The sequence below is a fragment of the Mesorhizobium marinum genome (assembly GCF_040813675.1).
In the GTDB taxonomy this organism is placed as follows: domain Bacteria; phylum Pseudomonadota; class Alphaproteobacteria; order Rhizobiales; family Rhizobiaceae; genus Mesorhizobium_K; species Mesorhizobium_K marinum.
This window is the reverse complement of sequence record NZ_JBFOCI010000002.1, coordinates 163416-175810: the sequence shown is the minus strand read 5'-3', so window position 1 is coordinate 175810 and position 12395 is coordinate 163416. Positions and strand designations below refer to the sequence as shown.

8 protein-coding genes are annotated in these 12395 nt (G+C 67.0%); 4 read left to right on the top strand and 4 right to left on the bottom strand.

Going from position 1 to position 12395, the window contains the following annotated elements; translation table 11 throughout:
• Window positions 1-31 precede the first annotated feature (31 nt).
• The 4 genes from ABUE31_RS06310 to ABUE31_RS06295 all read left to right on the top strand — a co-directional run bounded on the left by ABUE31_RS06310 (window position 32) and on the right by ABUE31_RS06295 (window position 4859).
• On the top strand, window positions 32-1072 hold the full coding sequence (locus ABUE31_RS06310; RefSeq protein WP_367722682.1) for a TRAP transporter substrate-binding protein: 1041 nt from the start codon (window positions 32-34) through the stop codon (window positions 1070-1072).
• Window positions 1073-1168: 96 nt separating this feature from the next.
• The gene (locus ABUE31_RS06305; protein WP_367722681.1) at window positions 1169-1672 is read left to right on the top strand and encodes a TRAP transporter small permease; all 504 of its coding nucleotides are present in this window, start codon (window positions 1169-1171) and stop codon (window positions 1670-1672) included.
• 16 nt (window positions 1673-1688) lie between these two features.
• Window positions 1689-2975, top strand: a complete 1287-nt coding sequence (locus ABUE31_RS06300) for a TRAP transporter large permease (RefSeq protein WP_367722680.1) — start codon at window positions 1689-1691, stop codon at window positions 2973-2975.
• A gap of 240 nt (window positions 2976-3215) precedes the next feature.
• The gene (locus tag ABUE31_RS06295) at window positions 3216-4859 is read left to right on the top strand and encodes an AMP-binding protein (protein WP_367722679.1); all 1644 of its coding nucleotides are present in this window, start codon (window positions 3216-3218) and stop codon (window positions 4857-4859) included.
• Here ABUE31_RS06295 and ABUE31_RS06290 read toward each other — a convergent pair.
• The 4 genes from ABUE31_RS06290 to secA all read right to left on the bottom strand — a co-directional run bounded on the left by ABUE31_RS06290 (window position 4846) and on the right by secA (window position 12268).
• On the bottom strand, window positions 4846-6126 hold the full coding sequence (locus tag ABUE31_RS06290) for a GNAT family N-acetyltransferase (RefSeq protein WP_367722678.1): 1281 nt from the start codon (window positions 6124-6126) through the stop codon (window positions 4846-4848). The genes ABUE31_RS06295 and ABUE31_RS06290 overlap by 14 nt on opposite strands.
• Window positions 6123-7526 carry a lipopolysaccharide biosynthesis protein gene (locus tag ABUE31_RS06285; RefSeq protein WP_367722676.1) on the bottom strand — a complete coding sequence of 468 codons (1404 nt, stop codon included), beginning with the start codon at window positions 7524-7526 and terminating at the stop codon, window positions 6123-6125. Before ABUE31_RS06285 ends, ABUE31_RS06290 begins: the two co-directional genes overlap by 4 nt.
• Window positions 7527-7643: 117 nt before the next feature.
• Window positions 7644-9395 (bottom strand): B12-binding domain-containing radical SAM protein, encoded by a 1752-nt coding sequence (locus ABUE31_RS06280; protein WP_367722675.1) that lies wholly within the window; start codon window positions 9393-9395, stop codon window positions 7644-7646.
• Window positions 9396-9532: 137 nt separating this feature from the next.
• Window positions 9533-12268 (bottom strand): preprotein translocase subunit SecA, encoded by a 2736-nt coding sequence (secA, locus tag ABUE31_RS06275; RefSeq protein ID WP_367722674.1) that lies wholly within the window; start codon window positions 12266-12268, stop codon window positions 9533-9535.
• Window positions 12269-12395 lie beyond the last annotated feature (127 nt).

The window sequence follows — 12395 nt, the reverse complement described above, 5'->3', positions numbered from 1 at the left end:
TTGGGGGACGGATTGGGAGGACGCAACAATCATGACGAAGATCCTTGCCGGCTTTGCGGCGCTGCTGATGATGGGCTCGGCCGCCTTGGCTCAGGAATACAAGATTCGGCTGCCGAACGTGGATCCGCCGCTTTCGAAGGTCGGCGAGATGGCCTATCCGAACCACACCTATGCGATGATGCGCACGTTCAAGGACGCGCTCGAAAGTCTGTCGGGTGGTCGTATGGCCGTGGAGCTCTACCCGAGCGGCACCCTCGGCGACCTGCGCGAGAACCTCGAAGCCGTGCAGGCAGGCGTGCTCGAGGCTGCGACGCCCAACGAAGCGACCATCTCCGGCTTCTTTCCCAAGATCCAGCTGACCACAATTCCTTACGTGTTCCCCAACGCGGTCGTGGCCTGGGACGTGCTGGACGGCGAATGGGGCGACGCGCTGTTCGACGAAATGGCGGCAACCACCGGCCTGCGCGCCGTCGCCATCGGCGAGAATGCCGGCTTCCGGATCTGGGGCAACAATGTCCGCCCGATCACCGGTCCGGCCGACATGAAGGACCTCAAGATACGCACGATGGAAATCACGGCGCACCAGGAGATGGTCTCGAGCCTTGGCGCGCTTCCCACGGCCATCCCGTGGCTCGAAGTCTACGGCGCGCTGCAGACCGGCGTCGTCGATGGCGCGGAGCTGCCGGTCATCGGCACGCTGCAGCAGAACCTGCAGGAAGTGCTGAAATACGCGACCATCGACCAGCACGTATACAGCCTCGTCTTCATAGTCGTGAACGAGCAGTGGTTCCAGGGCCTCCCGCCCGAACTGCGCCAGGCCGTCGTGCTGGCCGGCCGTCAGGCCGCCGTCGCCGGTCGCGGCGTCTCGCAGACGCTGGTCGGCGACGTGGTCGAGGAGTTCCGCCGCCGCGGCGTCGAGGTCACGTCCGCGAGCCCCGAGCAGATCGCCGCATTCCGCGACACCGCCCAGCCAAAGGTGGTCGAATGGATGGTCGGCCAGTTCGGCCAGGACCAGGTTGACGGCTTCAAGGCGGCCGTCGCTGCCGCCGAGTCCGACCTCAAGGTGGACTAGCGGGACATTCGAAAATTGCAGGCTGGCGCCGCGAGGCGTCGGCCTGCAAAAGCCGTGCTAGACACGCCCGGGGAGGAATGAGGCATGGCAGCTTTCATGAAGCTCGCGGACCGGCTGCTGGTCGTCGCGAAGTTGCTGACGATCCTGATCGTCGCCGGCATGGTGTTCTCGGTTTTGGTGGGCGTGTTCTTCCGCTTCGTCATTCCGATACCCATGGCCTGGCCGCCCGAAGCGGCGCGTTTCCTCATGGTGGCAGTGACGATGATCGGCGCAAGCGTCGCCATCCGTCAGCTGGATCACGTCGGCATAACACTGCTGGTGGACGCACTGCCGATGCGCGTCAGAGGTGCGCTCTACATCTTCGGCAACATCATGATCGCGGTGTTTCTGATTGTATTCATCTGGTTCAGCTGGCGTCTGACCGTCGAGATGGGGCCGCGCCAGACCTCTTCGTCGCTGGGCGTGAGCATGGCGATCGCCTATGCCTCCATGCCGATTGGCGGCGTCATGATGCTGATCCAGATTGTCGCGGTCTCGATAGAGGGCTGGCAGCGAACGCTCAGGAGCCAGTCCCCCTTCGGTCCACCTTCGGCTGCCTGATCGACGAGTCTCCAAGATGGCATTCGCTGGAATCGCGTTCGTTTTTCTCCTGCTCGTCGGAATTCCGATCGCCTTTGTCGTCGGCCTGGTCTCGCTATGGCTGATGTTCAATGCGGGAGGAGCGCAGTTCATGCTTCTCGTGCCGCAGCGCGTCTTTGCCGGGCTCAACGTCTTCACGATCATGGCCATTCCGTTCTTCTTCCTCGCCGCCGAGCTGATGACGGCGTCGAGGGCGATCGAAGACATCGTGAAGTTCGCCGACGCCTTGGTCGGCCGGCTGCGCGGCGGCCTCGCCCATGTCAACATCGTGGCCAGCGCGCTCTTTTCGACCATGTCCGGCTCGGCGCTTGCCGACATCGCCACCCTTGGGTCCATCGAAATCAAGGCGATGGAGACCATGGGGTATGACAAGCGCTTTGCCACGGCCCTGACGGTAGCCTCGTCGATTGTCGGAGCGATCATCCCGCCGAGCATCATCCTTATGCTCTATGCCTCGGTCGCCCAGGTGTCGGTGGCGGCCATCTTCCTTGCGTCCATCGTGCCCGGCCTGCTGCTCATTCTGCTTCTGATGGCGGTCGTCGTCGTCCTCGCGCGCAAGTACGATTTCCCCCGCCGCGACACGCGCCTGAGCTCCCAGGAATTCATGGCCATATCGGTCAACGCGGCGCTGCCGATGGCGATGCCGTTCATCATTCTGGGAGGCATACTGAGCGGCATCGTCACGGCGACCGAGGCCGCGGCGCTGGCCGTCGCCTACATCCTGGTCATCGGACTGTTCATCAAGCGCAGCCTGAAGTTCTCCGACATACCGGGCTGCCTGCTCAGGGCCGGCGTGATGACCTCGGTCATCTTCATGGTGCTTGCCACGGCCAATGTGTTCGGCTGGTTCATCGGCCTTGAACGCATTCCGGAGACCATCGCCGGTTCGCTGGTCGGCGTGGCCACCGATCCGGTGATGCTGCTGCTGTTGATCGTCGGCGTCCTGCTTGTCGTCGGCATGTTCATGGATTCCGGCGCGGCGCTCATCGTGATGGCGCCGATCCTTGCCCCGGTGGCCGTCAGCGGCGGCATCCATCCCATTCACTTCGGCATCGTGATGGCCCTTACGCTCGTCGTCGGCCTGACCACGCCGCCGGTGGGGCCGTGTCTGTTTGCTGCCGCCAGCGTGAGCAAGCTCAAGATCGAGACGATCAGCCTGGCGATGCTGCCGTTCTATGCCGTGCAGGTCGTGTTCCTGCTCATCCTCGTCCTCGTGCCGGAAGTGTCGCTGGCGCTGCCGCGTCTGGCCGGCTTTCTCAACTGACCCGGCGCGCGGCGGCCATGGATGGCCACGGCGCCAGCCGGTCGCCGCTCGGCACTCGCAATGCAGCCCGGATGCACCGCCTGCCGCAGCGTGCGTCGGCTCCGACTTGCAGCGAGCCGAGGCAGGCCTTACGAGAAGCCGGAAGGTCGCGGGCGCCGGGGGGCGCCGCGGCTCCCGGTCCCGGTCGTCGCCGGGTCCGCACGGTTTGCAGCTCGCGGAGGAGCGGAGACCAGGACGTTCATGCTCGAACGGCGCGATGACTATCGTTCGCTCTACAGGGATTTTCGCTGGACCATCCCCGGCCGCTTCAACATCGGGACGGCGGTCGCCGACCGCTGGGCGGCGCTCGACCCCGACCGCACCGCGCTCCTCGACTATCGCATCGACGGCGCGCCGGATCGGCTGAGCTACGGCGCGCTCGCCGCGCGCTCGAACGCCTTCGCCAATGCGCTGCGCGCCCGCGGCATCGGGCGCGGCGACCGGGTGGCGCTGCTGCTTCCGCAGAGTTTCGAAACCGTGGTCGCGCATCTCGCGATCTACAAGCTCGGCGCCATCGCCGTGCCGCTGGCCCTGCTTTTCGGCGTCGAGGCGCTGGAATACCGGCTGCAGACCGCGGGCGTGAAACTCGCCGTGACCAATGCCGCGGGTGCCGCGAAGCTCGCCGGCATCGCCGGCCGGATGCCGGCCTTCGACGGGATGGTGGTGGTTGGCGCGGACGCCGGCCGTGACGATTTCGATCGCCTGGTGGCAGGCCATTCGCCCGACTTCGTCGCGGAGGATACCGGGCCCGACGATCCCGCGCTGATGATCTTCACCTCCGGCACCACCGGCCCGCCCAAGGGCGCGCTGCTGCCGCACCGGGTTCTCCTCGGCCATCTTCCCGGGGTGCAGATGGCCTATGAATTCCTGCCGCGGCCGGGCGACCTGATGTGGACGCCGGCCGACTGGGCCTGGGCCGGCGGCCTGCTCAATGCCCTGCTGCCCGCGCTCTATCTCGGCGTGCCGGCGGTCGCCGCGCGTTTCGAGAAGTTCGACCCGGAAACGGCGCTCGTCCTGCTCGAGAAGCTCGCGGTCCGCAACGCCTTCATCCCGCCGACGGCGCTGCGCATGCTCAAGTCGGCGCCCGACATCGGCGGCCGGTTCCGGCTGGCGCTGCGCTCGGTGTGCACCGCCGGCGAGGCGCTCGGCCGCGAAACCTACGACTGGACGAAGGCGGCGCTCGGCGTCACGCCGAACGAGTTCTACGGGCAGACAGAGTGCAATCTGGTGCTCGGCTCCTGCGCGGGCATCGGCGTCAGCCGGGCCGGCGCAATCGGCAAGGTCGTTCCCGGCCATCGCGTCGCCATCATCGACGGCGAGGGACGGCCGGTGCGATCAGGCACGGTCGGACAGATCGCGGTCGCCCGGCCCGATCCCGTGATGTTCCTTGAATACTGGCAGAGCCCCGAGGCGACGCGGCGCAAGTTCGTCGGCGACTGGATGACGACCGGGGACCAGGGCGTCGAGGACGAGGACGGCTACGTCCAGTTCTTCGGCCGCGACGACGACGTCATCACCTCGGCCGGCTTCCGCATCGGACCCGGCGAGATCGAGGACTGCCTGACCGGCCACCCGGCCGTGGCCCTCGCCGCGGCGGTCGGCAAGCCGGACGTGCTGAGGACCGAGATCGTCAAGGCCTATGTGGTGCTGAAGGAGGGCTTCGCCGGCAGCCCGGAACTCGCCGGCGGCATTTCGCGCTGGGTGCGCGAGCGTCTGTCGGCGCATGAATATCCGCGCGAGGTCGAATTCGTCGATTCCATGCCGCTCACCACCACCGGCAAGGTGATCCGCCGCATCTTTCGCGAACGCGCGCGGCGCGAGGCGTCGCAGGTCACCGGCGTCTGAGCAGGCCCCTGACGCGGTCGCGGATGCGGCGGGCGATCTGGCGCGTCTCGCGATAGAGATGCAGCTGCGACGCGGCCTGCCGCGTGATGCGGTCGGCCGCCGGGCTCATGCCGATGACCAGCGTCCCGATTGGCTTTCGTTCGCTCCACAGCCTCGACACCATGGGGTGGTCGGGCACCGCGCAGGAATCGGTCTGCTCGATGTTGGGATCGTCGAGGTGCTGCTTGGTGACCTCGATCATCAGGAGCGTGCCCGGCGAGAAGGCCGAAAACTCCTCGTCATAGGCGGTCTTCCAGGTGTAGGCGACGCCGGCCTCGACGAAGACGATGAGGCTGGCGATCGGCCTGCCGTCCAGCGTCAGCGAATGAACGCGGCAGAGGTCGCGCTCGGCAAGCCGGTGCACGGCCTCGCGCGCGAAGGCGGCCTGGTAGCGGTCGATCACCATGGCGGTGCGCACGCGGCCCTTCCAGCCGGCCGCCTCCAGCGCCAGGAAGGTCTCGACCGCGTGGCGGATTTCCCCCGACCCGCGCGCCACATGGTGCGCCACCTCGCCCTGCTCGGAGAGGCGCCGCTTCAGCCGGCGAAACTCGTTGTAGCGGGGCGTGCGCATCGCGCGCTTGAGGTAGGCCTCGCCGTCGAGCCCGCTTTCCAGGAAGGCGCGCTCGACGCGGCCGGTGGTCACCAGGGGCAGCCCGCGCAGGTCGGCGACGTTGTGCAGCATCGCCGCAACCGGGCCGTCGAGCCGCATGTCGGGCAGCACCAGCACCCTCGGCAGCTTCAGGTGCGGCCGCGACAGCATGGCGAAAAAGTCTTCGATGACGCCGGCCGGGTCGTCGCGGTCGATCAGCGGCGCGCCGAGAGGCCCGAAGGGATTGGCCCAGATGCGCATGATGGAGACGCCGAGCGGCACCGGCGAGCGCTCGATCGAGAACGGCGCCAGCAGGCGCAGGCGGCTGCGCGGCCCGGCGCCGTCGCGGATGACGGCGAGGCGGACCTCGCGATCCTCGAGGCGCGGCATCGCCGGGGCCAGGAAGTGCGGATTGAAGAAGATGTTGGGCTCGATGGCGCGCGCACTCAGATAGTCAAGTTCGTCGACAAGGTCGAAGCCCGCCGACGCCGCGTAGATGGCGAGCCGTCGCTGCGGGCGGCTGTCGCGCAGCAGTTCGAGATGCGCCGGGTCCAAACGGCTGCCGTCGATGCCGGCCAGTTCGGCGATCATGGTGCTCGAGGGGCTGCTTGTCTCCTCCTGAAGCGGGATGGCCGTCATCGGGGCCGGCTCCCGCCCGCGTGGAAGATGGTCATGACGATGCCGAGCCTGCGCCACGCCGTGAAGGTCAGCGCCGCCGCTTCGAAGATCATCGCCGCGGCGGTGGCGATCGCCGCGCCCCACAGGCCGAACGCGGGAATGAGCGCGACGCTGAGCGCGATGTTGAGGACCAGCGTGACCGCGTAGACGACGGCGCAGGCGTTCTGGTTCCCGGTCATGGTGAGCAGGCTTTCGGCCGGCCCGACCGAGGCCCGGGCGACGACGCCGACGACCAGCGGGAAAAGCAGCGGATAGCCGACGTCGAAACCGGGGCCGAACAGCTTCAGCATGACCTCGCCGAGCGCCAGCACGACGATCGCCATGAGCAGCGAGGGCCAGAACGTCCAGGACACGGTGTCGCGCGCGAAGGCGGCGAGCTTGGCCGTGTCGCCGTGCGTGTAGGCGGCGTAGCGCTGCGCCGCGCCGGTCTTGACCGCGAAATAGACGAAATGCACGAGCGCCAGCGTCTTCACGGTGGCGAAGTAGACGGCGACATCCTCCGGCTCCATGAAGAAGCCGACCATCAGCACGTCGGCGTTGGTCAGCAGGAAGAAGAAGCTCTCGACGAGGAAGATGGGCAGCGACACGGCGACCCAGGCCCGCACGTTGAGCGTGCGCGGCCCGGCCGCCAGCGTCTGGCGCGTACGCCGGGCGATGCCGGCATACTGCCAGATGGTGGTGAGGTAGGTCGCCGCGATCGCCACGATCAGCGCGGTACGGGCGTCGGCGCCATGGCCGAGCGCGAGCGCCACCCCCATCAGCACCAGGATCAGCACGGGGCGCACCAGATAGGTCGGCGACAGCGCGAGCACCGCCCAGGAGTTCGCCCGCGACACGCCCTGCAGCAGGTCCGACAGCGCGATCATCGGCAGGCAGACGAAGCCGAGCACGAAGGGCACGACATAGTAGCTCTCGATCGAGCCGGACAGCAGCACGACGCCGAGGGCGCCGATAGCGGCGAATGCCGACGATGCCAGGAACACGAAGATCCGGCTGGCGACCAGCACGCCGCGCAGCTCGGCGAGCATTCCCTTCTCCCGGTATTCGGGGATGAAGCGGATGACCGATGTGTGGAAGCCGAGGCAGGCCACGTTGCCGCCGATGACCATGGTCATCCACACCAGCACGAAGATGCCGTACTCGAAGCTGCCCATCCAGCGCGCCAGCATCACCTGGCTCGCGAACGCGATGACGGCGCTGACGATGCGGATGGCGAAGGCGATGACCGACATGCGGCCGGCCTCGCCGCGCTCGTCGGGGCTGAACAGCACGGCGTCGATACGATCGAGCAGCGGCCGCGCGCGCATTGCCAGGCGCTCCGGCAGCAGCCTTTCGGCGGTCGTTGCCGTTGAAAAACGCACCCGCTGAACTCCGTATTCCGCTCGCGGTGCGCAACCTATTCAAAACTCTTTAAGAAACCATTGGGCGGCGCAGGTTCGCATGGCCTGCGCGAGCGGACTTTCTCGCCGTCTCGGCGGTCAGGCGCTTCGTGCGGCGGTCAGTTCCGCGACCTTCCGGATATGGGCGACCGCGGCCTGCGCGCCGGTCGTCTTAGTCAGCAGGTCGAGCGCGTCGTCGTCCTCGCCGACCGGCGTCAGCGCCTGGTCGGTATAGTCGCGCGCGCCGGGGCTGCGGCTGATTGCGGTCTGCCAGGCCAGAAGCCGCGCCGCCGCCGCGGCGAGGGCGGCGTGCTTGGCGGCGGTATGCCATGCGAAGCGGGGCCAGAAGAGCCAAGCGCTTTCGCGCGGCATGCCGGGCCGCCGCTCGGACGGGCGTTTCAGGCGCAGGATGCCGCCCTGCAGAGGATGCACGTTTTCCAGCCGGTCGGTGGTCGAGAACGTGAGCAGGTATTTCGCCAGGTTGCCGATCGGCACGCCGGTGGCCGCCGCCCGCCTCAGCAGGACCTTCATGTGGGCCGGCGTGTAGTAGAGATGCCAGGCCTCGTGGTAGATGTCGCGCCATTCCTGCGGGCTCATGCGCGCATGCGCCGTGCAGACGTGCTCGACGTCGTAGTTGTTGAGGTCCGGGTCCATCGCGACGCCGTTCCTCCACAGCGTCTGGTGGTCTTCCGAACCCGGCAGCGGCGTCAGGCAGAAGAACTCCAGCAGGTCGATGGGCAGCTCCTGCTTGATGATCTCGATGTCGCGCCGGATCGTCTCGGCGGTATCGGCGGGGAAACCCAGGATGTATCCCGCGATCGTCAGGATGCCCTGCGCCTTCCAGGCCAGCAGCATCTTGCGGTATTCGGTGATCTTGTTCTGGCGCTTCTTCGCCGCCGCCAGGTTCGCCGGGTTGATGTTCTCCAGCCCGATGAACACCTTGTTGACGCCGGCCCTCCTGGCCTTCTCCATGAAGCCCGGGATCTTGTGGCAGAGCGTGTCGACCTGGATCATTAGGCCGAGCGGAATCCCTTCCTTTTCGCGCAGTTCGATCAGCCGGTCGAAGGTCGTCTCCCACTCCCGGTTGCGCGCGAAATTGTCGTCGGTGATGAAGAACTTGCGGATGCCCTGCGCCCAGTTCAGGCGGACGATGCGTTCGACGTCGTCGGCCGAGCGGTAGCGCGACTTGCGACCCTGCACGTTGATGATCGTGCAGAAGGAGCACTGGTAGGGACAGCCGCGCCCGGCGTCGAAGCTGGAACTCGCGCCCAGCGTGCGTTCGACATGCTTCCTGGGCAGGAACGGCACGGGCGTGCCCTCCATCCCCGGCAGGTCGTTCATGTAGTTGTAGACCGGCGCCAGGCGCCCCGCCGCCGCGTCGGCGATCACCGCATCGAGGCGGCCCTCCGCCTCGCCGGCGAAGATGGCGATGCCCATGTCGCGGCAGGCGTCGAGCCCGACCGCGTGGCCGTCGAGCATCGAGAGGCAGCCGGACACGTGGAAGCCGCCGATTGCCACTTCGACGCCCGCCGCGCGGAACGGCCGGGCGATGTCGAGGGCGCGCGGATACTGGTTGGACTGGACGCCGACCAGGGCGACGCAACCGAAATTGTCGTTTCGCGCGAAGCGGGCAAGCAGCGCGGGAATGTCCACGCGGGTGTTCGTCTCGTCGATCACCTGTATCTCGATGGTGACGTCGGGCCCGAGCACTTGGCGCTCGGCGCAGTCGGCGGCGATGCCGTATACCGCTGCAAGCGAGTTCGATGGCGTCATGGCCCGCCACCAGCGGATGACGTAGCCGTCGTCGTCGTAGTGCGACGGTTTGATCAGGACGAGCTGGAAGGCTTTCATGGCGTTCCTTCACATCACCTGAGGTCATGTGAGGGACGTCATAGCACATCTTTTGCCGCTGGCGCGGGTCGTTTCAGCCGATCGCGGTCAACAAGCCGTCAGCCGTCTCGCGCCGCCGGGCCGGCGGCGCGGACGGTTCAGACGAAGGCGCCGTGGCAGTGCTTGAACTTCTTGCCGGAGCCGCAGGGGCAGGCCTCGTTGCGGCCGACCTTGCCCCACGACGCGGGGTTGTTGGGGTCGCGCTCTTCCGGCGCGACGGTGCGGCTGTCGGCCAGCACGGCAAGCTGCGGGTCGCCGAAGCCCTCGCCGAAATCGTCCTCGCCGGTGGTGCCGTCGATATGGTGGCCGACCGCCTCGGGCGCCTGGGGCGGCGGTGCCTCGGCCGCCTCGCGCACCAGCTCGACGCGCATCAGCTGCGCGGTGACCGCCTGGCGCAGGTTCGCCAGCATCGCCTGGAACAGCTCGAAGCTCTCCTGCTTGTACTCCTGCAGCGGGTCGCGCTGGGCGTAGCCGCGGAAGCCGACCACCGAGCGCAGGTGGTCGAGGTTGACGAGATGCTCGCGCCACAGGTGGTCGAGCGTCTGCAGCATGACCGAGCGCTCGACATAGGTCATCACTTCCGGCCCGAACCGGCCGGCGCGGTCGTCGGCTGCGGCGTCGGAGGCCTGGGAGATGCGCTCGCGCACCTGCTCCTCGGCGATGCCTTCCTCCTTGACCCACTCCTCTACAGGCAGGTCGAGGTTGAGGCTCTGGCGCACGCCTTCCTTGAGGCCGGCGGCGTCCCACTGCTCGGCATAGGCGTTTTCGGGGATGTGCTTGGCGACGAGGTCGTCGATGACGTCCTGGCGCATCTCGGCGACCGTCTCCGACAGGTTCTCGCCGTCCATCAGCGACAGGCGCTGGTCGAACACCACCTTGCGCTGGTCGTTGGCCACGTCGTCGAACTTGAGCAGGTTCTTGCGGATGTCGAAGTTGCGCGCCTCGACCTTCTTCTGGGCCTTCTCCAGCGCCTTGTTGATCCACGGGTGGATGATCGCCTCGTCTTCCTTCAGGCCGAGCTTCTGCAGCATGCCGTCCATCCGGTCGGAACCGAAGATGCGCATCAGGTCGTCCTGCAGGGACAGGTAGAATTTCGAGCGGCCGGGGTCGCCCTGGCGGCCCGAGCGGCCGCGCAGCTGGTTGTCGATGCGGCGGCTTTCATGGCGTTCGGTCGCCAGCACGTAGAGGCCGCCGGCGGCCAGCGCCTTGTCCTTGAGCTGGCGGATGTCCTCGCGGATCGCCTTTTCCTTGGCGTCGCGATCGGCGCCCTCGGCAAGTTCGCCGAGTTCCTGAGCGATGCGCATGTCGGCGTTGCCGCCGAGCTGGATGTCGGTTCCGCGTCCCGCCATGTTGGTGGCGATGGTGATGGCGCCGGGCTTGCCGGCCTGGGCGACGATGATCGCCTCCTGCTCGTGGTAGCGGGCGTTCAGCACCTGGAATTCCTGGATGCCCTCCTTGCGCAGGCGCTCGGCCAGCTGCTCCGACTTCTCGATGGAGGTCGTGCCGACCAGGATCGGCTGGCCCTTCTCGCGCGCCTCGCGGATGTCGCGGACGATCGCCTTGTATTTCTCCTCGACGGTCCGGTAGACCTCGTCGTCCTCGTCGAGCCGCTTGACCGGCAGGTTGGTCGGCACCTCGGTGACCTCGAGGCCGTAGATGTTGCCGAACTCCTCGGCCTCGGTCAGCGCCGTGCCGGTCATGCCGGCCAGTTTCTTGTACATGCGGAAGTAGTTCTGGAACGTCACCGAGGCGAGCGTCTGGTTCTCCGGCTGGATCGCCACATGCTCCTTGGCCTCCAGCGCCTGGTGCAGGCCTTCCGAATAGCGCCGGCCAGGCATCATGCGGCCGGTGAACTCGTCGATGATGACGATCTCGTTGTTGCGGACGATGTAGTCCTTGTCCTTCTGGAACAGGCGGTGCGCCTTCAGCGCGTTGTTGACGTGGTGCACGATCGCCACGTTCTCGACGTCGTAGAGCGACTCGCCCTTCAGATGGCCGGCCTCGCGCAGCAGGTTCTCCAGCTTCTCGGTGCCTTCCTCGGTGAAGATGGCGGTGCGCTGCTTTTCGTCGACCTCGTAGTCCGGGGGATCGAGCTTCAGCATGAAGGCGTCGATCGTGTTGTACATTTCCGACCGGTCCTCGAGCGGGCCCGAGATGATCAGCGGGGTGCGGGCCTCGTCGATCAGGATCGAATCGACCTCGTCGACGATCGCGTAGTTGTGGCCGCGCTGCACCATCGACGGGCGATCGTACTTCATGTTGTCGCGCAGGTAGTCGAAGCCGAGCTCGTTGTTGGTGGCGTAGGTGACGTCGCACGCATAGGCGGCGCGGCGTTCCTCGTCGGAAAGGCCGTGCACGATGACGCCGACCGTCAGGCCGAGGAACTTGTAGACGCGGCCCATCCATTCGGCGTCGCGCCGGGCCAGGTAGTCGTTGACGGTGACGACGTGGACGCCCTTGCCGGCGAGCGCGTTCAGGTAGACGGGCAGCGTGGCGACCAGCGTCTTGCCTTCGCCGGTGCGCATCTCGGCGATGCCGCCATTGTGCAGGACGATGCCGCCGACCAGCTGGACGTCGAAGGGCCTGAGGCCGAGCACCCGTCGTGCCGCCTCGCGGACTGTCGCGAAGGCCGGCACCAGCAGGTCCTCCAGCGTCGCGCCGTTGGCGAGGTCGGCCCGGAACTGCTCGGTTCGGGCCGCGAGTTCGGCGTCGGAAAGCCCGGCGAGTTCGTTTTCCATGGCGTTGATCGCCTCGACCCGCGGTCGGGTCGATTTTATGCGGCGATCGTTGGAAGACCCGAAAATCTTGCGGGCGAGGACGCCGAGACTGACCATCAAATGGTCCTTTCAAACGTGGTTTTGCCGGCTGCCGCCAGCGCAATCCGCAGGGCTTGGCAGGCGGGGCGGACCCGAAAAACAGCGAAATGCGTCCCGAAAACGCTTCTGGACGCAAAGACGCTGG